Source organism: Streptomyces sp. NPDC055254 (genome assembly GCF_053606025.1).
The window spans coordinates 15673-35200 of sequence record NZ_JBSGQV010000005.1; the positions used below are offsets into that span (position 1 = coordinate 15673).

Here is a 19528-nt window from a genome sequence, read left to right on the forward strand (position 1 = left end):
GAACTGACGGAGAACCAGATGAGCGTGAGCGACCAGGGCGCCACCGTGTGGCTGACCGGGCTGCCGAGCGCGGGCAAGACCACCATCGCCTACGCGCTGGCCGAGCGGCTGCGCGCCGAGGGCCACCGCGTGGAGGTGCTCGACGGCGACGAGATCCGCGAGTTCCTCTCCGCCGGCCTCGGATTCAGCCGCGAGGACCGGCACACCAATGTGCAGCGGATCGGCTTCGTGGCCGAACTCCTCGCGAGCAACGGCGTCAAGGCGCTGGTACCGGTGATCGCGCCGTTCGCGGACAGCCGTGAGGCCGTGCGCAAGCGGCACGCCGCCGAGGGCACCGCGTACCTGGAGGTCCACGTGGCCACTCCGGTCGAGGTGTGCTCGGAGCGTGACGTGAAGGGCCTGTACGCCAAGCAGGCGGCGGGCGAGATCACCGGTCTGACCGGGGTCGACGACCCGTACGAGGCACCGGAGTCCCCGGACCTCCGCATCGAGTCGCACACGCAGTCCGTGCAGGAGTCGGCCTCGGCCCTGCACGCGCTGCTCACCGAGAGGGGTCTGGCATGACCACCGTCGCTCACCTGCACGGCGGCACGGACGCTCCGTACGCGCTGTCGCACCTGGACGCCCTCGAATCCGAGGCCGTGCACATCTTCCGCGAGGTGGCGGGCGAGTTCGAGAAGCCGGTGATCCTCTTCTCCGGCGGCAAGGACTCCATCGTCATGCTGCACCTGGCGCTGAAGGCGTTCGCGCCGGCGCCGGTGCCCTTCACGCTGCTGCACGTCGATACGGGGCACAACTTCCCCGAGGTGCTGGAGTACCGCGACCGCACGGTCGAGGAGCACGGACTGCGGCTGCACGTGGCGTCCGTCCAGGACTACATCGACGCGGGCAAGCTGCGCGAGCGTCCGGACGGCACCCGCAACCCGCTGCAGACCGTCCCGTTGACCGAGGCGATCCAGAGCCACCGGTTCGACGCGGTCTTCGGCGGGGGCCGGCGTGACGAGGAGAAGGCCCGTGCCAAGGAGCGGGTGTTCAGCCTCCGCGACGAGTTCTCGCAGTGGGACCCGCGTCGCCAGCGCCCCGAGCTGTGGCAGCTGTACAACGGCCGGCACGCCCCCGGCGAGCACGTCCGGGTCTTCCCGCTCTCGAACTGGACCGAGCTGGACGTCTGGCAGTACATCGCCCGCGAGGGCATCGAGCTGCCGGAGATCTACTTCGCCCACGAGCGCGAGGTCTTCCAGCGCAACGGCATGTGGCTGACGGCCGGCGAGTGGGGCGGTCCGAAGTCGAGCGAGGTGCCCGAGACGCGTCTCGTCCGCTACCGCACCGTCGGTGACATGTCCTGCACCGGCGCCGTCGACTCCGACGCCGCCACGCTGGACGCCGTGATCGCCGAGATCGCCGTCTCCCGGCTCACCGAGCGGGGCGCGACCCGCGCCGACGACAAGATGTCCGAGGCCGCGATGGAAGACCGCAAGCGCGAAGGGTACTTCTAGACATGACCAGCACCACAGAGCAGTTCGCCGACCTCGCGGCGACCACGCTGCTGCGCTTCGCGACCGCCGGTTCCGTCGACGACGGCAAGTCCACCCTGGTGGGCCGGCTCCTGCACGACTCCAAGTCGGTCCTGACCGACCAGATGGAGGCCGTGGAGGCCGTCTCCGCCCGGCGCGGCCAGGACGTCCCCGACCTCGCGCTGCTCACCGACGGCCTGCGGGCCGAGCGGGAGCAGGGCATCACCATCGACGTCGCGTACCGCTACTTCGCCACCGCGCGCCGCCGGTTCATCCTCGCGGACACCCCGGGGCACGTGCAGTACACCCGGAACATGGTCACCGGCGCCTCCACGGCCGACCTGGCCGTGGTCCTCGTCGACGCCCGCAACGGCGTCATCGAGCAGACCCGCCGGCACGCGGCCGTCGCCGCGCTGCTGCGCGTCCCGCACGTGGTCCTGGCCGTCAACAAGATGGACCTGGTGGACTACCAGGAAGCGGTCTTCGCCTCGATCGCCGAGGAGTTCACCGCGTACGCCTCGGAGCTGGGCGTCCCGGAGATCACCGCGATCCCGATCTCGGCCCTGGCCGGCGACAACGTGGTGGACGCCTCCGCCCACATGGACTGGTACGGCGGCCCGACGGTGCTGGAGCACCTGGAGACCGTCCCGGTCAGCCACGACCTCACCACCTGCCCGGCGCGCTTCCCGGTGCAGTACGTGATCCGCCCGCAGTCCGCGGAGCACCCCGACTACCGCGGCTACGCGGGCCAGATCGCCTCCGGCGTGCTGCGCGTCGGCGAGACCGTGACCGTGCTGCCCTCGGGCCGTACGAGCGTCATCGAGGGCATCGACGCCCTCGGCGAGAGCGTCGACATCGCCTGGGCCCCGCAGTCGGTGACCCTGCGGCTGCGGGACGACATCGACATCTCGCGCGGCGACCTGATCGCGCCGTCCGCGAGTGCCCCGGCCACGACGCAGGACGTCGAGGCGACGGTCTGCCACGTGGCGGACCAGCCGCTGGCCGTCGGCGCCCGGGTGCTGATCAAGCACACGACGCGCACGGTCAAGGCGATCGTCAAGGAGATCCCCTCGCGGCTGACCCTGGACGACCTGTCGCAGCACCCGAACCCGGGGCAGCTGGTGGCCAACGACATCGGCCGCGTCGTCGTCCGCACCGCCGAGCCCCTCGCGCTCGACGCGTACGCGGATTCGCGCCGCACCGGTTCCTTCCTGCTGATCGACCCGGCCGACGGTACGACCCTCGCGGCCGGCATGGCGGGCGAGTCCTTCGCCTCCCAGGCCGAGACCACCGTCCAGGCCGATGAGGAAGGGTGGGACTTCTAGCCCATGCTCGACGACATCTACTCCACCTTCGCGAAGGAGGGCGGCCGCGTAGGCAGCGGCTCCCTCGGCAGCGGCCAGGGAGGGGTGGCGCGATGTGCGTGATGACGTACGCGCACCGCATGCGCGCCCACACCTCCCACGAGCTGTACCCGCCCCTGCTCCACAGACGAAGACATGCGTCGTGACCCCACGGCGCACCGAGAGGAAGTCCTCCCGTGCCTGCCACCGGTACCACCCGTTCCAGCCGTTCCCGTAAGACCGGTCTGCGCCGCGGCGTCGTCGCCGCTGCCGCCCTCCCGCTCCTGATCGGCGCGCTCGCCTCCTGCGGCTACGGCGCCGAGGCCAAGAAGGACGAGCCCGAGGACAAGGCCGCCAACGTGGCCGACGCGGGCAAGAAGCTCTCCGCTCCCGAGGTGCGCATCGGCTACTTCCCGAACCTGACGCACGCCACCGCGCTCGTCGGGCTCCAGGAAGGCCTGATCGAGAAGGAGCTGAACGGCACCAGGATCAAGCCGCAGGCCTTCAACGCCGGCCCGTCCGAGATCGAAGCCCTCAACGGCGGCTCTCTCGACATCGGCTTCATCGGTCCCTCGCCCTCGATCAACGGCTACGTGAAGTCCAAGGGCTCCAACCTGCGGATCATCTCCGGTTCCGCCTCCGGCGGCGTGAAGCTCGTCGTGAACCCGGACAAGATCAAGACCCTGGACGACCTCAAGGGCAAGAAGATCGCCACCCCGCAGAAGGGGAACACGCAGGACGTCGCGTTCCTCAACTGGATCTCCGAGAAGGGCTGGACGGTCGACCCCGAGTCCGGCAAGGGTGACGTCTCCGTCGTCCGCACGGACAACAAGGTCACCCCGGACGCCTTCAAGCAGGGCTCGATCGACGGCGCCTGGGTGCCGGAGCCCACGGCCTCCAAGCTCGTCTCCGACGGCGGCGCCGTCCTCCTCGACGAGACCGCCCTGTGGCCCGACAAGAAGTTCGTGATCACGAACATCATCGTGTCGCAGAAGTTCCTCAAGGAGCACCCGGACGTGGTCGAGGCCGTGCTCAAGGGCACGGTGAAGACCAACGAGTGGATCAACGCGAACCCGGACAAGGCGAAGGCCTCCGCGAACGCGAAGTTGGAGGCGGAGGGCGGCAAGCCGCTCGACGCGAAGGTCATCGACCCGGCGTGGCCGAGCATCGCGATCACCGACGACCCGCTGGCGTCGACGCTGAAGACGCAGGCCGACTGGGCGGTCAAGGCCAAGCTCATCGAGCAGCCCGACCTGGCCGGCATCTACGACCTGACGCTCCTGAACAAGGTCCTGAAGGCCGCCGGCAAGCCCGAGGTCTCCGACGCCGGCCTCGGCGCCAAGTAACCCCGTAACCAGCTACCCCAGGAGGTGACGACCATGGCCACCACGCTTGCCAAGGCTGCCGAGGGCACCGTAGCGGAGCAGACGCACGCCGCGCGCATCGAGCACGTCTCGAAGTCCTTCACCGGCCCGGCCGGATCGCAGCTCGTCCTGGACGACATCAGCCTCGATGTCGCTCCGGGAGAGTTCGTCACCCTCCTGGGGGCGTCGGGGTGTGGAAAGTCCACCCTGCTCAACCTGGTCGCGGGACTGGACAAGCCGTCCGCGGGGTCCATCGCGACCCCCGGCGGCCGTCCGGCGCTGATGTTCCAGGAGCACGCCCTCTTCCCGTGGCTGACCGCGGGCAAGAACATCGAACTGGCCCTGCGGTTGCGCGGGGTGGCCAAGGCCGACCGCCGCCCGGAGGCCGAGCGGCTGCTGGAGCTGGTCCGCCTCGGCGGCTCGTACGGCAAGCGCGTCCACGAACTGTCGGGCGGTATGCGCCAGCGCGTGGCCCTGGCCCGGGCGCTCGCCCAGGACAGCCAACTGCTGCTGATGGACGAGCCGTTCGCCGCGCTCGACGCCATCACCCGGGACGTACTGCACGGTGAGCTCACCCGTATCTGGGAAGAGACGAACCTGTCCGTCCTCTTCGTCACGCACAACGTGCGCGAGGCCGTGCGCCTCGCCCAGCGCGTGGTCCTCCTCTCCTCCCGGCCCGGCCGGATCGCGAAGGAATGGACCGTGGGCATCCCGCAGCCGCGCCGCATCGAGGACGCGGACGTCGCGGAGCTGTCCCTGGAGATCACTGAACACCTGCGTGGGGAGATCCGCCGCCATGGCCAGCACTGACACCACCCCGAAGGCCGCGGGCAAGAACGACGACCTGGCCGGTCTGGAGGCGGGCCTCGACGCGCTCGACGCGGTCCAGACCCACCGCACGCCGATCCGGGAGGTCCTCCTCAAGAAGGTCCTCCCGCCGCTCCTGGCCGTCGGTCTGGTGCTCGCGGTGTGGCAGGTCCTCGTCGCGGCGAAGGTCACCGAGGAGACCAAGCTGCCCCCGCTGTCCGCGGTCTGGGACAGCCTGTCCACGATGTGGCTCCAGGGGACCCTGCTGGAGGTCATCTGGACCAGCGTCTCGCGCGGTCTGCTCGGCTTCCTGCTGGCCCTGGCGATCGGCACCCCCCTCGGCCTGCTGGTCGCCCGGGTGAAGTTCGTCCGCGCCGCGATCGGCCCGATCCTCCAGGGCCTGCAGTCCCTGCCCTCGGTGGCCTGGGTGCCGCCGGCCGTGCTCTGGTTCGGCCTCAACGACGCCATGATGTACACGGTGATCCTGCTGGGCGCCGTCCCGTCCATCGCCAACGGCCTGGTCTCCGGCATCGACCAGGTGCCGCCGCTGTTCCTGCGGGCCGGCCGCACCCTGGGCGCCACCGGTCTGCGCGGGGCCCGGCACATCGTGATGCCCGCCGCGCTGCCGGGCTACCTGGCCGGACTGAAGCAGGGCTGGGCCTTCTCCTGGCGCTCGCTGATGGCCGCGGAGATCATCGCCAGCTCGCCCGACCTGGGCCTGGGGCTGGGGCAGTTGTTGGAGAACGGCCGCAACAACATCGACCTGCCGGGCGTGTTCCTCGCGATCATCCTGATCCTGGTCGTCGGCATCGCCATCGACCTGCTGATCTTCAGCCCGATCGAGCGGTACGTGCTGCGCAGCCGCGGCCTGCTGGTCAAGAGCTGATCACCGTGTTCGGCTCCCCCGCCCTCCTCGTCATCGCCCACGGCAGCCGCGACCCGCGGCACGCGGCGACCGTGCACGCCCTCACCCGGCGCGCGCGGGCGCTGCGGCCCGGGCTGCGGGTGGAGACGGCGTTCCTGGACTTCGACACGCCGTCGGTCGGACCGGTCCTGTCCTCGCTGTACCTGTCCGGCGTACGGGAGGTCGTGGCGCTACCGCTGCTGCTGACCCGCGCCTTCCACGCGAAGGCCGACATCCCGGCGGCGCTGGCCGAGTCGACCGGGCGGCTGCCGGGGCTCTCGGTGCGGGTGGCGGACGTCCTCGGCCCGTCCCCGCTGCTCCTCGGCGCCCTCGACCGCCGGCTCGCGGAAGCCGGCCTCACCCCGGCGGACCGCGCCACCACCGCGGTGGTGCTCGCGTCCGCCGGCTCCACAGACCCGGAGGCGATCGCAGCGATCGCTCGAACCGCGCGGGAGTGGCGGCACACCGGTTGGTGCGCCGTGCGGCCTGCGTTCGCCTCCGCTGCCTCTCCCGAGGGGTTCCCCCGTACCGAGGACGCGGTACGGACCCTGCGCGCCGAGGGCTTCGCCCGGGTGGCGGTGGCGCCGTACGTCATCGCCCCGGGGCGGTTGCCGGACCGGATCGAGGCAGGCGCGCGGGCCGGGGGCGCCGATGTCCTCGCCGGGGTGCTGGGCCCCGCGCCGGAACTGGCCTCGCTGCTGCTGCGCCGCTACGACGCGGCCGCCGCGGCGCCCGCGAGGCTGCCGGCGCTGAGCGCGTAGACCCGCTGCGGGCACGACCCCCGCAGGCCGCCAACTGGACTGCCTGCGGGGGTTCTTCGTCGCCTCCCCTATCATCTGTTCGATTCCCGCCGCCCGGACGTGGTCCGGGGGCAGGTGAATCGACGAACGATGAAGGGGCAACGGGGACTTGGCATTCACAGGCAAGCGACGCATATCCGTCGTCGCGGCAGCGGCCGTGGCGGCGATCGTGGGAGGGCTCCAGCTCTCCCCCAGTGCCTTCGGCACACAGGACAGCGGGCCGACGGCCGTGAGCGGGCAGGAGGTGTCGGCGGCGCTGCCCGAGGCGGCGCCCGACGCGCACCACGGGGACTCCGCGCCGTACGGCAGCGACCACACCGGTTTCAAGAACGGGGTGATGTCGCTCGACCCCGCCGCGGCCCGGCCGGCGCCGATGGCGGCGTCGGCGGCGGCCGACAGCCCCGCACCGCCGCAGGGCGCGGGGTGGAAGCTGAGCGGAGCGACGAAGTGGCTGGCGACCGGCTACACGATCAAGTTCTACGACCAGAAGTCCGCGGACTGGCTCGGCCCCTACGTACGGGCCTCGGCTGCGGACCTGCAGCGCATCACGAACCTGCCGGTCACGGTCGACCCGCGGCCGGTCGGCTGGGAGTACGTGCGGCCCAAGGGCGAGGTGATCATCGGCGTGCTGCACCGGCCGTGCCTGCCGCCCGCCGGTGAGGGCACCATGGGAAGCACGGGCTGGAAGGTGGTCCGTGACGGCTCCGGGACCGCGAACCTGAGCTGCGGCTTCACGAACTCCTCCGTACCCCAGACGGTCACCAGCGGGCACGCCTACATCGACAGCGAGTTCTTCACCTCGGCCGGCAAGCCGACCGCCGCCATGGGCGAGACGTACATGCGCAACCACATCAGCCACGAGCTCGGGCACACCCTGGGACTGACGCACGCCAACCGCAGCCTGACCAAGAGCGACTGCGTCAAGGGAACGGACTCGGGCCAGTTCCCGGTCATGTGCTCGCCCGCGTACGCGTACCAGGACAAGCGCGCCGGCGGCTACGTGCAGCAGTTCGACGTGCAGGGCCTGCGCCTCCTGGCCGCGGGCGCGGGCGCCGCGCTGCCTCCGCAGGGCAGGGTGAGCGGGCTGGGCGGCAAGTGCCTGGACGTCAAGGGCGGCAAGGCGGTCACCGGCACGCGGATCCAGCTCTACACCTGCAACGGTTCGCCCGCGCAGTCGTGGATCCTGGGCCGGGACGGCACGTTCCGCGCTTTCGGCAAGTGCCTGGACAACGCGCGCAACGCGAGCACGAACGGCAACAGGATCAGCCTCCACGACTGCAACGGCTCCCCCGCGCAGCGGTGGTCCGTCAACGCCAAGGGGCAGATCGTGCACGTGGCGTCGGGCAAGGTGCTCGACGTGACGGGTGGCTCGACCGCCAACGGCACCCTGATCCAGCTCTACACGGCGAACACCAACAAGCGCCAGGTCTGGGTCGCCCCGAAGTAACGTCGGCGCGGCCCGGCGCGGCCCGGCGCGGCCCCGGTCGGCGACCGGGAGCCGGGACCGCCGGCCCGGACCGCGAGCTCGGACCGGGGCCGCGAGCCGCGACCGGTCTCACCGGCCGCGGGTCGCGGCCTCGTCCGCCAGCGCCGTCAGGTCCGCGACGGACATCGAACCCGGCGGCAGCGCCTCGCGGGCGAAGATGTTCGCGGCGTGCCGCAGGACGTCGTTGACCGGGGTCGCGACCCCGTGCAGCCGGCCCAGCAGACAGATCTCGCCGTTGAGGTAGTCCGCCTCCACCGACCCCGTCCCCCGGGCCAGGCTCTGCCACGACGAGCCGCCCCGGACCCCCTCCGGCTGGTTCACCTTCCCGTCGCGCGCCGCCGACTGCTCGGCCTCCGGGGTGTACGCGATGCCCGCGGCCGCGAGCGCGGCCTTCGCCTCGCGGACGGCGCGCAGCAGCAGCGCGGCCTTCGCCGGGTCCGGCTCCGGGCCGGTCGTCGCCTGGATCGCGTTGCCCAGGTTCCCCAGCAGCTTGCCGTACTTCCAGCGCATCACGTCCTCGACGACCGGTGCCTCGAAGCCGGCCCCGTCGAGGTCCGCCGCGACGGCCCGGGCGAGCGCGTCCGCGCCGCCCGCCGCCGGACCCAGGTGCAGGATGCCGGTCAGCGGTGCGCACAGCGCCGAGACCGCGCCCGGCTCCAGGAAGGTGGCGGGCAGCCACACGCACACCCCGTACACCCGTGCGAAGCGGCGCAGTGCGAGGCGCTCGCTCTCCACACCGTTCTGCGCGCACAGCACGGGCAGCCGCTGGGCCGCCGTGCCGCCGCCCGCGACCTCCGCGTCGCCCCAGGCGTCGAGGGCGGCGAGGGCGTCCTGGGTCTTGACGGCCAGCAGCAGGACGTCGTCGGGCCGCAGTTCGCCGAGCTCCTCCGGTCCCGCCACCACGGGCAGCCGGTGCACCCGGGTCCCGTCGGCGGTCGTGAGCCGCAGTCCGTCCACCCGCAGGGCCTGCGCGTGGGCGCCCCGGGCGACGAGGACGACGTCTGCGCCCGCCCGGGCGAGCCGTCCGCCGATGGTGGCGCCGACCGCGCCCGCGCCGATGATGATGTAACGCATGCACCGAGCCTGGCACATCCCGCCCCCCGCGTTGCCTTCGGGGCATGGCGGAAGCGATGCTCGCCCGGGGCCACGGGCTTCACTCCCCGGTCAGCTCGACGAGCTTGAGGACGGTGTTCCAGTTGCGGGTGGTGACGTCGATGCCCTTGACGACGGCCGGCCTGGCGAGGGCCTCGGCCAGTTTGGAGCGGCCCAGTCCGTCCGGTGCGTAGAGGTACACGACGCGGTCGCCGATCCGGTACTCCTCCGGGAGGTACGCCGCCGCGTCCAGCGCGGCGAACCGCTCGGCGCCGGGCTGCTCGGAGCAGAAGGTGGCGTGCAGCTGCTTCCCTTCCAGCTCGGCGGCGGGGAAGGGGCAGGCCTCGGCGACGGCGCGCAGGTACCCCCCTTCCACCACGAGGCAGGGCACCCGGAAGCCGAAGTGGGCCTCGATGGCCGCCTCCAGCTGCCGGGTGAGCGCCGCCGGGTCCTCGCCGGCGCTGCTGAACACGGCGTTGCCGCTCTGCAGGTACGTCTGCACGTCGCCGTGGCCGAGCCCCTCCAGTACGGAGCGCAGCTCCGCCATGGGGACCTTCTTGTTCCCGCCGACATTGATCCCGCGCAGCAGTGCCGCGTACGTCGTCGTGGTGCCCTTCTTCGTCATGCGGGCACCCTAGGGGGTGCCTACGACAACTCGGCCTCGATGAGGTCGGCGGCCCGGCGGGTACCGCCCTCGGTGGCCATCTGCGCCCGGATGTCACGGGCGCGGGCCGCCACCGCGGGATCCGCCACCAGCGCCAGGACCGCTTCCCGCAGGGTCGCGGCGTCCGCGTCCGCCATCGGGACGTGGCGGGCCACGCCGAGGGAGACCAGCATGTCGGCGTTGCCGAACTGGTCGACGGCCTGGGGGACGGCGACCATGGGCGTGCCGGTGGCGAGGCCCTCCTGGCTGCCGCCGGCGCCCGCGTGGGTGATGAAGGCGTCGGCCTGGCGCAGGACGTCCAGCTGCGGGACCCAGCGGTGGACCTCGACGTGGGCGGGGAGCGCCCCGAGGTCGGCCTCGTCGGTGAACTTGCCGATCTGCAGGACGACGTGCCAGTCGGGGAGGTCCGCGAAGGCGTCCGTGCAGGCCCGGTAGAAGGCGGGTTGCTTGGTGAAGGCGGAGCCCAGGGAGACCAGGACGACCTTCTTGCCCTCGGCGGCGGCCGGCCGCCGCCAACTCCCCTGGTCGGCGCGCTCGCCCTGGCAGGCGCCGACGAAGGTGTGGACGGACGGGTCGACCCGGTCGGCGTTCGGCTGGAGCGCCCGGGGGATCAGGACGATGCTGCGGCGCGGGCGGCCCTGGAAGCGGTCCACCTGGTCGCCGAGTCCGTTCTCGGTGAGCCACGCGGCGAACCTGGCGTAGTACGCCTTCCCGCGTTCGGAGGCCTTCAGTTCGGCGAACGCCGGCTCGGCCACCTCCTCCTCGTACCCCTCCCAGGCGACGAGGTTCGGGGAGAGGGAGACGGCGGGGACGCCCCAGCGGTGGGCGAGCACGGGCGCCGGGTAGGAGGTGATGTCGTGGATGACGAGGTCCGGCTCGTCGCCTTCGAAGGCGGCGGCGAGTTGCGGGAGGACCTGCACGGCGTCGTCGAGGAACGGCTCCAGGTGGTCGATGAGTTCGGTTCCCCAGGCCTCGGGGTCGTCGTCGGTGGGGAGGACGGAGTGGTAGACCACCGGCGTGGCGCCGGTCGCGGCGACCTTCTCGGCGAAGGATGCCGGGATGGCGTAGCTGACGCGGTGGCCCCGGGCGACGAGCTCCCGGACGACTTCGATGCTCGGGTTCACGTGCCCGTGGGCGGCGATGGAGAACATGGCGATGTGTGCGGGCTCGGTAGAGGTCATGACTCGACTGTAACGAGACGATACGTCTCGTGCAAGCGGTAACCGGGGGTCGCGGACGGGGATGGGAGACTGGCCGGACTCACGGCGGTCCGGCGAAGGACGGGGACGAACGGGCATGGACGAGGCGCGGGCCAGGGACGTACTGAGGGCAGCGGCCCTCGGGGAGGAGCCGGGGCGGGAGCCGGCGCTCCTCTCCCTCGGCGAGAACGCCGTCTTCGCCGTCGGCGAACTGGTCGTGAAGGTGGGCCGGGAAGCGTCCCTGCTGGCGCGGGCCGAGCGGGAACTGGCGGTGGCGGGCTGGTTCGCCGCGTCCGGTGTCCCGGCGGTACGCGCGGCCGCGCCGGAGCCCCGGCTGGTCGACGGACACCCGGTCACCCTGTGGCACCGGCTGCCGGAAGCCGTCCGGCCCGCGGGCCCCGAGGACCTGGCCGTGCTCCTGCGCGCCGTGCACGCCCTGCCCGCACCGCCGTTCGCCCTTGCGCCGCGCGACCTGCTGGGCGGGGTCGAGCGCTGGCTGCGGCTGGCCGGGGACGCCGTCGACCCCGAGGACGCGGCCTACCTGCGGGCCCGGCGCGACGCCTACGCCGGTGAGGTCGCGGCCCTCACCCCGCACCTGCCCCGGGGCACCGTCCACGGCGACGCCCTCCCCCGCAACGTCCACGTGGGGCCGGACGGCCCCGTCCTGGTGGACCTGGAGACCGTGTCGTCGGACCTGCGCGAGCACGATCTGGTGGTGATGGCCCTCTCCCGCGACCGGTACGGTCTGCCCGCCGAGGCGTACGGAGCGTTCACGAAGGCCTACGGATGGGACGTCCGCACCTGGGAGGGCTGCGCGGTCCTGCGCGGAGCCCGCGAGACGGCCGCCTGCGCATGGGTCGCCCAGCACGCCCCGACCAACCCGAAGGCCCTCGCCGAATTCCGCCGCCGCGTCACCTCACTGCGCACCGCCGACCACGAGACCCGCTGGCACGCGTTCTGAGGCGCACGGGCGCCGGGTCCCGCGGTGAACCCCGGCGGAGCTCGTCGCCGGACCCCGCGCGGCCGCCGGCTCCGGGCGGGAGCGTCAGCGAAGGCCCCGCGGAGGTTTCGGCCCGTCAGGTACCGGCCGGGACCGCCCCGCGCAGCGGCCAGGCCGTGTCGATCACCGCGTCCGCAGTGCCCTGCTTGCGCAGGTACGACTGGAAGTCCCGGGCCCAGCGCGCGTGCCAGCCGCCCTGCCGGGCGTGCAGTTCCGTCGGCGTGAGCGCGGCGACCTCGGGGTGGCGCGCGGCTATCGCGCGGGCGACCTGCACGGCGGCCAGCGCGTCCGCGCCCGCGTCGTGCGCGTCGTCGAGGGTGATCCCGTACACCCCGCAGACCGCCTCCAATGTCCGCTTGCCGCGCCGGTAGCGGTCCACGGCCCGGTCGATCGTCAGCGGGTCCACCACCGGGCCCGTCTCCTCGCCGCCCAGCCGCTCGGCCAGGGACGGCAGGCCGTGCCGGGCCAGTTCCGCCGACAGCAGCGTCAGGTCGAAGGCCGCGTTGTAGGCGACGACCACCGCTCCCTGCCGCCAGTACCCCACCAGGGCCCGCGCGACCTCGTCGGCGACCTCCCGCACCGGCCGGCCCTCGGCGACCGCCCGCGCCGTGCTGATCCCGTGGATCGCCGACGCCTGTTCGGGGATCGCTATCCCCGGATCCGCGAGCCAGCCGTACCGGGCACGGACCTCGCCCTCGTGCACCTCGACCACGGCCGCCGTCACGATCCGCGACTCCGCCGGCTCCGTGCCGGTCGTCTCCAGGTCGAACCCGATCAGCACACCGCCGTGCCAGTCCCCCATCCCGCGCCCCTCCCCCGTGCGAACAAACACCTTCGGTCAACGGCATTCAGCCTGCCACGGGCCACTGACAGGCCGGCTTCCGGGGGTCGGGGGCCGCTCGTGCCGCGACCGGCGCGGTCCACCGGGTCGCGACGCCCGGCACGGCACTAGGAGACCGGGCGGGAGTCCTCCCACACCGACTCGAACTCCTCGCGGTACGTCGTGAACAGGCCGAGCTCCGCGTCCTTGCGCGCCACGCGTCCGCCGCCGCGCAGGACCAGGACGGGGGACTCCATGCCGCGCGCCCGGCGCAGGTACGACTGGACGACCGCTATGCCCGAGGACTCCCCCTCCACCAGGTAGGCCGTGAAACGCGGGGTCTCGTCGAAGACGTGGATGTCGAAGCGCGAGGGGTCGCGCAGGCCCGCCCGGACCCGGCGGACGTGCAGGATGTTCATCTCGACCGAGCGGCTCAGCTCCCCCTTGCGCAGGCCCAGCTCCCGCTCGCGCCGCTTGACCGCGCTGCTCGCCGGGTTCAGGAACAGCAGCCGCACCCGGCAGCCCGCCTCGGTGAGCCGGACGAGTCTTCGGCCCGAGAAGTTCTGCACGAGCAGGTTGAGCCCTATGCCGATGGCGTCGAGGCGCCGCGCCCCGCCGAAGAGGTCCTCCGCCGGCAGCTGCCGCTGGAGCCGCACCCGGTCCGGGTGGACCGAGATGACGTCCGCGTACCGGTCGCCCACCAGGTCCTCGACGGCGTCGATCGGCAGCCGGTCCGCCGCCGGGCTGCCCGCGCCGCCGCCCAGCACCTCCAGCAGCCGGGCCGAGGCGCGCTCGGCCTGTTCCAGCACCGCCCGGGACAGCGCCCGGTTGCGCGAGACGACGTTGCGGGTGACCTCCAGCTCGTCCATGGCCAGCTCGATCTCGCGCCGGTCGTCGAAGTACGGCTCGAAGCAGGGCCAGTGCTGGACCATCAGCTCCCGCAGCTGGGGCAGGGTCAGGAAGCTCAGCACGTTGTCGTCGGCCGAGTCCAGCAGGTAGCCCTTGCGCCGGCTGACCTCGCGCACGGCCACGGCCCGCTGCACCCACTCCTGCCCGGCGGGCCCGGCCGCCGCCACCACCCAGTCGTCCCCGCCGTGCACGGGCTCGTAGATCGGCCGCAGTACCGCGCCGACCACCGACCGCAGCCGCTGTTCGACGAGGTTGAGCCAGATGTACGCCCGGCCGGCCCGCTGGGCCCTGGTCCGGACCTCGCTCCAGGCTTCCGCGCCCCAGTCCAGCTCGGCCCCGGCCCCCGCGCTCCCCGCCGCGGCCGGTCCGCCCGCCAGGGACACCGCGCCCGCGGCGACCCCCGCGGGCGCCCCGCCGGGGGCGCCCCCCGGTGCGTCCGCCGGGCCACCCTCGTGACCGCTGTCACCAGGGGGCAGCTCCAGACCTCCCGAGCTCACCCGTGCACCGCCTTCTGCGTCTGGACGCCCGTCTCCAGTGATCACGGAAGGGTACTCCGCGCGCGCGGCCCGACGCAGCCCGATGGCCCGTACACCGGCTGTCCGTTGACCCATTATCCGATGCGCACACAGTCCGCTGACCCGACTGTCCGCTCACCGGGTCACCCGGGAGGAGCAACACAAGTCCCCGCGCGGGGCCGCTCTTTCGGGGAAGATCGGGCACGTGACGTGGTCCACGCCGGATCAGCCGGGACATCCGCCGACACCGAGGGAAGAGTCGTTATCTATGCAGGTCTGGCCGGGACAGGCGTATCCCCTGGGCGCCACTTACGACGGCGCCGGCACCAACTTCGCGGTCTACTCCGAGGCCGCCCGACGCATCGAGCTGTGCCTGCTGCACGAAGACGGCTCGGAGACCGCCGTCGAACTGCGCGAGACGGACGCCTTCGTCCGCCACGCCTACCTGCCCGGCATCATGCCGGGCCAGCGCTACGGGTTCCGCGTGCACGGCCCGTACGAGCCCGAGCGCGGGATGCGCTGCAACTCCGCGAAGCTGCTCCTGGACCCCTACGCCCGGGCGATCAGCGGCAGCGTCGTCTGGGGGGAGCAGGTGTACGGCTACCACTTCGGGCGGCCCGATTCCCGCAACGACCTGGACTCGGCCCCCCACACCATGAGCTCGGTCGTGGTCAATCCGTACTTCGACTGGGCCAACGACCGGCCGCCGCGACACGAGTACCACCACACCGTGCTGTACGAGGCCCACGTCAAGGGGCTGACGATGAGCCATCCGGACCTCCCGGAGGAGCTGCGCGGCACGTACGGGGCCCTCGCGCACCCGGCGGTCATCGGGCACCTCACCAAGCTCGGGGTGACGGCGCTGGAGCTGATGCCGGTGCACCAGTTCGTCCACGACCACCGGCTGGTCAACGACGGACTGAGCAACTACTGGGGCTACAACACCATCGGCTTCTTCGCGCCCCACAACGGCTACGCCTCGGGTGACCGGGGCCAGCAGGTGCTGGAGTTCAAGTCCGCGGTCAGGGCGCTGCACGAAGCCGGGATCGAGGTGATCCTGGACGTGGTCTACAACCACACCGCCGAGGGCAACCACCTGGGCCCGACCCTGTCCTTCCGCGGGCTGGACAACGCCTCCTACTACCGACTGGCCGACGATCCCCGGCACTACACGGACACCACCGGCACCGGGAACTCGCTGCTGATGCGCTCCCCGCACGTACTCCAGTTGATCATGGACTCGTTGCGCTACTGGGTCACCGAGATGCACGTGGACGGCTTCCGCTTCGACCTGGCGGCGACGCTGGCCCGCCAGTTCCACGAGGTGGACCGGCTGTCCTCGTTCTTCGACCTGGTCCAGCAGGACCCGGTGGTCAGCCAGGTGAAGCTGATCGCGGAGCCGTGGGACCTGGGCGAGGGCGGCTACCAGGTGGGCAACTTCCCGCCGCTGTGGACCGAGTGGAACGGCAAGTACCGGGACACCGTACGGGACCTGTGGCGCGGCCAGCCGCGCACGCTCGCGGAGTTCGCCGGCCGCCTGACCGGCTCCTCGGACCTCTACCAGGACGACGGGCGGCGCCCACTGGCCTCCATCAACTTCACCACCTGCCACGACGGTTTCACCCTGCGCGACCTCGTCTCCTACAACGAGAAGCACAACGAGGCCAACCGCGAGGGCAACCGGGACGGCGAGACCCACAACCGCTCCTGGAACTGCGGGGTGGAGGGGCCGACCGAGGACCCGGACGTGCAGGAGCTGCGCGAGCGCCAGATGCGCAACTTCACGGCCACGCTGATGCTCTCGCAGGGCGTCCCGATGCTCAGCCACGGCGACGAGTTCGGGCGGACGCAGGGCGGCAACAACAACGCGTACTGCCAGGACAACGAACTGTCGTGGGTGCGCTGGCCGGAGCCGGGCAAGCCCTCCCCCGCCCTCTTGGAGTTCACCCGGCAGATGGTGTGGCTGCGGCGCGACCACCCGGTGTTCCGGCGGCGGCGGTTCTTCCACGGCCGACCGGTGGAGGGGACGCACGACGAGCTGTCGGACATCGCCTGGTTCACCCCGCACGGCGAGGAGATGCGGGCCCGCGACTGGCAGGCGCAGCACGCGCGGGCACTGACGGTGTTCCTCAACGGGGAGGCCATCTCCGAACCGGGCAGCCGGGGCGAGCGGATCACCGACGACTCGTTCCTGCTGATGTTCAACGCGGCGCCCGAGCCGCAGGAGTTCACGGTCCCGGCCGGGCACGGTACCGAGTGGCGGCTGGTGGTGGACACGGCGCGGCCGGACGTCCTGCCACCCGGCACCGGGCCGCAGTTCGCGGCAGGCGACCGGGTGGCGCTGACGGGACGGTGCCTGGTGGTGCTCCAGCGCCCGGCGTAGCCGGGACCGCCCGGCCGGGCACGGGGGCGGTCGCCCCGGCCCGGCGCCCCGGCCCGGCCCGCCGCGGGGCCGGACCGAGCGCCGGTTCGGCGGTGTGGCGGGTCGGGGCGGAGGGCCGGGTGTGCGTACGGGCCTGCGGCACCCGGGCGGCGAGCGCGAGCGTGAGGCACAGGCCGGCCACGTGACCGAGGCCGACCCGGTGCGGTCACCCGGATGCATGGGGTGATGGCACAGAATCCCGCGGGCTGGGTACGTACGTCCTCATGAGCCAGCCGCAGCCCGACCCACCAACGGAATCCGATGTTCCGGAGCGTGTCGCTCCGGCATCCACCTACCGCCTTCAGCTTCGGCCGGAGTTCCCCTTCGCGGCGGCCGAGGCGGCGGTGCCGTACCTCGCCTCCCTCGGGGTGTCGCACCTGCACCTCTCCCCCGTGCTGGAGGCGCAGCCCGGCTCCGCGCACGGGTACGACGTCACCGACCACTCCCGGGTGCGGGCCGAGCTGGGCGGGGAGCCGGGTCTGCGCGCCCTGGCCGCCGCGGCCCGGGCGCACGGGGTGGGCCTGGTGCTCGACATCGTGCCGAACCACATGGCGGTGCCGACGCCGCTGCGGCTGAACCGGCCGCTGTGGGAGGTGCTGCGGGAGGGCCCGCGTTCGCCGTACGCGCGCTGGTTCGACATCGACTGGGAGGCGGGCGGCGGGCAGCTGCTGCTGCCGGTCCTCCCCGGACCCGTGGAGCCCGCCGCCTTCGAGGCGGACGGCGAGGTGCTCCGCCACGGGGACCAGGAGTTCCCGCTGCGGGCGGGCACCGCGGCTCTGGCGCCGGCCGACCGGCTGGCCGCGCAGTGGTACCGGCCGGCGTGGTGGCGGGAGGCCCGGACCGCGCTCAACTACCGCCGCTTCTTCACGATCTCGGACCTGATCGGGGTCCGGGTGGAGCATCCGGAGGTGTTCGCCGCCACCCACGCCAAGGTGCTGGAACTGGTTCGGGACGGGGTCGTGGAGGGGCTGCGGATCGACCACGTGGACGGGCTGGCCGACCCCGGGGAGTACCTGCGGCGGCTGCGGGCGGCGACGGGTGGCCGCTGCTGGGTGGTCGTGGAGAAGATCCTCGCCCGGCGGGAGCGCCTACCCCGCACCTGGCCGGTGGCCGGGACCACCGGGTACGACGCCCTGCACCGCCTGGACGGGGTGTTCACCGATCCGGTCGGGGCCGCGGAACTGGCCGAGCGGTACGCGCGGTTCACGGGCACGCCGGAGTGGGAGAAGACGGCCGCGCAGTGCGCGCGGGAGGTGCTGACCGGGGACCTGGCCGCCGAGCTGCGGACCCTGGAGCGGCTGGCCGGCGACGGACTGGCCTCGGCCGTGCGGGAGTTGTTGATCGCCTATCCCGTGTACCGGCCGTACCCCGACGACCCGCACCCGGCGCCGCAGGCCCTGGACCGGGCGGCAGAGGCGGCCGGACCGGGCGCGGTGGCCGCCGTGCGGGAGCTGCTGCTGCGGGACGCCGCGTTCGCCGCGCGGTTCGCCCAGACCTCGGCGGCCCTGCGGGCCAAGTCGCTGGAGGACCGGGCCTTCTACCGGTACGCCCCGCTGCTGTCGGCCACCGAGGTGGGCGGGGAGCCGGGGGGACCGGCGGTCCCGGTGGAGGAGTTCCACGCGTACTGCGCCCGGCTGGCCCGGGACTGGCCCGGGTCGGGGACGGTGCTGTCCACGCACGACACCAAGCGCAGCGCGGACGTCCGGGCCCGGATCGCGGTGCTGTCCCAGGCCCCCGAGCTGATGGACCCGGCCCTGATGGACCCGGCCTTGTTCGACCCGGCGGGCACGGACGCGGCGATCCCGGAGCCGTCGGACCCCCGCCCGTCGGACCCCTGCGCCTCGGCCCCCCGCCCGTCGGACCCGGGCCCGGATCCGGCGGCGGGCACGAAGCCGACGGACCCGAAGAACGCGGCCGCGTTCGACCCCCAGCTGGCCTGGGTGGCCCGGCAGACCGCGCTCGGGCTCGGGCACGCCCCGCAAGCCGTGCCCCGCCTGGAGCAGGCCCTGCTCAAGGCCGTCCGCGAGGCCGCCCTGCGCACCAGCTGGACCGACCCGGACGAGGGCTACGAGGCGGCCGTCGCCCGGTACGCGCCGGCCCCGCTGGAGCTTCCGGCTCACCTCGCGGAGGCGGCCCGCGCCAATCTGCTCGGCACGACCCTGCTGCACCTGACGATGCCGGGGGTCCCCGAGGTCTACCAGGGCGCCGAAACGGAGTACCGGGCCCTGGTCGACCCCGACAACCGGCGCCCCGCGATCCTGCCCCGCGAGGCGCTGGCCCGCCTGGACGCGGGGGCCGCCCCGCACGGCCCTGCCGAGGAGAAACTGGCCCTGACGGCGGCCCTGCTGCGGCTGCGCCGGGACCGCCCGGCGCTGTTCGCCGGATACGAGCCGCTGCCGGCCCGGGGTCCCGCCGCGGAGCACTGCCTGGCCTTCGCCCGTTCGTCCGGCCTGGTGGCGGTGGCCACCCGGCTCTCGCACCGGCTGGCCCGTGCGGGCGGTTGGCGCGACACGGTCCTGCCGCTCCCGGCGGGCCGCTGGACCGCGCTCCCGGCCCCGGGGGGCGCCCGGGCCCGGACGTACGAGGGCCGGGCGGCCCTGGCCGGGCTGCTGTCCGCGCTGCCGGTGGCGGTGCTGCTGCGGGCTGACTAGGTCCGCGCAATCCGCGGCGGCGCCGGTCAGCAGGACCC

General features: G+C 73.0%; 15 protein-coding genes and 1 pseudogene. 11 read left to right on the forward strand and 5 right to left on the reverse strand.

The annotated features are described in order from the left end of the window. Positions 1-18 precede the first annotated feature (18 nt). From cysC to ACWFQ8_RS07050, 8 genes are all read left to right on the forward strand, one after another. Positions 19-564 carry an adenylyl-sulfate kinase gene (gene cysC, locus ACWFQ8_RS07015; RefSeq protein ID WP_453785402.1) on the forward strand — a complete coding sequence of 182 codons (546 nt, stop codon included), beginning with the start codon at positions 19-21 and terminating at the stop codon, positions 562-564. Then, positions 561-1496: a sulfate adenylyltransferase subunit CysD gene (gene cysD / locus ACWFQ8_RS07020; protein ID WP_453785172.1), complete on the forward strand. Its 936-nt coding sequence runs from the start codon at positions 561-563 to the stop codon at positions 1494-1496. Before cysC ends, cysD begins: the two co-directional genes overlap by 4 nt. A 2-nt stretch (positions 1497-1498) precedes the next feature. After that, on the forward strand, positions 1499-2839 hold the full coding sequence (locus ACWFQ8_RS07025) for a sulfate adenylyltransferase subunit 1 (protein WP_453785173.1): 1341 nt from the start codon (positions 1499-1501) through the stop codon (positions 2837-2839). Between the two features lie 215 nt (positions 2840-3054). Next, positions 3055-4203 (forward strand): aliphatic sulfonate ABC transporter substrate-binding protein, encoded by a 1149-nt coding sequence (locus ACWFQ8_RS07030; protein ID WP_453785174.1) that lies wholly within the window; start codon positions 3055-3057, stop codon positions 4201-4203. 33 nt (positions 4204-4236) lie between these two features. Further along, entirely contained in the window at positions 4237-5031 is a 795-nt protein-coding gene (locus tag ACWFQ8_RS07035; RefSeq protein WP_453785175.1) for an ABC transporter ATP-binding protein, read from the forward strand. Further along, positions 5018-5914, forward strand: coding sequence for an ABC transporter permease (locus tag ACWFQ8_RS07040; protein WP_453785176.1), 897 nt, complete (start codon positions 5018-5020; stop codon positions 5912-5914). The genes ACWFQ8_RS07035 and ACWFQ8_RS07040 overlap by 14 nt, the downstream gene beginning before the upstream one ends. 5 nt (positions 5915-5919) lie before the next feature. Beyond that, positions 5920-6693: a sirohydrochlorin chelatase gene (locus ACWFQ8_RS07045; RefSeq protein WP_453785177.1), complete on the forward strand. Its 774-nt coding sequence runs from the start codon at positions 5920-5922 to the stop codon at positions 6691-6693. 148 nt (positions 6694-6841) lie between these two features. After that, entirely contained in the window at positions 6842-8179 is a 1338-nt protein-coding gene (locus ACWFQ8_RS07050) for an RICIN domain-containing protein (RefSeq protein WP_453785178.1), read from the forward strand. Between the two features lie 108 nt (positions 8180-8287). On the opposite strand, the gene ACWFQ8_RS07055 is transcribed toward ACWFQ8_RS07050, so the two are convergent. The 3 genes and pseudogenes from ACWFQ8_RS07055 to mgt all read right to left on the reverse strand — a co-directional run bounded on the left by ACWFQ8_RS07055 (position 8288) and on the right by mgt (position 11190). Continuing rightward, positions 8288-9292: a ketopantoate reductase family protein gene (locus tag ACWFQ8_RS07055; RefSeq protein ID WP_453785179.1), complete on the reverse strand. Its 1005-nt coding sequence runs from the start codon at positions 9290-9292 to the stop codon at positions 8288-8290. Positions 9293-9371: 79 nt separating this feature from the next. Beyond that, on the reverse strand, positions 9372-9935 hold the full coding sequence (locus tag ACWFQ8_RS07060; RefSeq protein ID WP_453785180.1) for a DUF1697 domain-containing protein: 564 nt from the start codon (positions 9933-9935) through the stop codon (positions 9372-9374). A gap of 20 nt (positions 9936-9955) precedes the next feature. After that, a pseudogene (mgt, locus tag ACWFQ8_RS07065) lies at positions 9956-11190 on the reverse strand (macrolide-inactivating glycosyltransferase). Between the two features lie 80 nt (positions 11191-11270). Between mgt and ACWFQ8_RS07070 the strand changes: the two are divergent. Further along, entirely contained in the window at positions 11271-12134 is an 864-nt protein-coding gene (locus ACWFQ8_RS07070) for a phosphotransferase enzyme family protein (RefSeq protein ID WP_453785181.1), read from the forward strand. Between the two features lie 115 nt (positions 12135-12249). On the opposite strand, the gene ACWFQ8_RS07075 is transcribed toward ACWFQ8_RS07070, so the two are convergent. Together ACWFQ8_RS07075 and ACWFQ8_RS07080 are read right to left on the reverse strand one after the other, a co-directional pair. After that, the gene (locus ACWFQ8_RS07075) at positions 12250-12975 is read right to left on the reverse strand and encodes an exonuclease domain-containing protein (RefSeq protein WP_453785182.1); all 726 of its coding nucleotides are present in this window, start codon (positions 12973-12975) and stop codon (positions 12250-12252) included. 146 nt (positions 12976-13121) lie between these two features. Next, a complete protein-coding gene (locus tag ACWFQ8_RS07080; RefSeq protein WP_453785183.1) occupies positions 13122-14399 on the reverse strand; it encodes an SAV2148 family HEPN domain-containing protein in 1278 nt (425 codons plus the stop codon). A gap of 286 nt (positions 14400-14685) precedes the next feature. Here ACWFQ8_RS07080 and glgX point away from each other — a divergent pair, with 286 nt between their 5' ends. Both glgX and treY read left to right on the forward strand, forming a co-directional pair. Further along, positions 14686-16800, forward strand: a complete 2115-nt coding sequence (gene glgX / locus ACWFQ8_RS07085; protein WP_453785184.1) for a glycogen debranching protein GlgX — start codon at positions 14686-14688, stop codon at positions 16798-16800. 263 nt (positions 16801-17063) lie between these two features. Further along, entirely contained in the window at positions 17064-19490 is a 2427-nt protein-coding gene (gene treY / locus ACWFQ8_RS07090) for a malto-oligosyltrehalose synthase (protein WP_453785185.1), read from the forward strand. The last annotated feature ends 38 nt before the right edge of the window (positions 19491-19528 follow it).

Bases quoted from the DNA above. Each gene is read 5' to 3' on its own strand.
- cysC (WP_453785402.1), top strand. From the start codon at position 19: ATGAGCGTGAGCGACCAGGGCGCCACCGTGTGGCTGACCGGGCTGCCG.
- cysD (WP_453785172.1), top strand. From the start codon at position 561: ATGACCACCGTCGCTCACCTGCACGGCGGCACGGACGCTCCGTACGCG.
- ACWFQ8_RS07025 (WP_453785173.1), top strand. From the start codon at position 1,499: ATGACCAGCACCACAGAGCAGTTCGCCGACCTCGCGGCGACCACGCTG.
- ACWFQ8_RS07035 (WP_453785175.1), top strand. From the start codon at position 4,237: ATGGCCACCACGCTTGCCAAGGCTGCCGAGGGCACCGTAGCGGAGCAG.
- ACWFQ8_RS07040 (WP_453785176.1), top strand. From the start codon at position 5,018: ATGGCCAGCACTGACACCACCCCGAAGGCCGCGGGCAAGAACGACGAC.
- ACWFQ8_RS07055 (WP_453785179.1), bottom strand. From the start codon at position 9,292: ATGCGTTACATCATCATCGGCGCGGGCGCGGTCGGCGCCACCATCGGC.
- ACWFQ8_RS07060 (WP_453785180.1), bottom strand. From the start codon at position 9,935: ATGACGAAGAAGGGCACCACGACGACGTACGCGGCACTGCTGCGCGGG.
- ACWFQ8_RS07070 (WP_453785181.1), top strand. From the start codon at position 11,271: ATGGACGAGGCGCGGGCCAGGGACGTACTGAGGGCAGCGGCCCTCGGG.
- ACWFQ8_RS07075 (WP_453785182.1), bottom strand. From the start codon at position 12,975: ATGGGGGACTGGCACGGCGGTGTGCTGATCGGGTTCGACCTGGAGACG.
- glgX (WP_453785184.1), top strand. From the start codon at position 14,686: ATGCAGGTCTGGCCGGGACAGGCGTATCCCCTGGGCGCCACTTACGAC.
- treY (WP_453785185.1), top strand. From the start codon at position 17,064: ATGAGCCAGCCGCAGCCCGACCCACCAACGGAATCCGATGTTCCGGAG.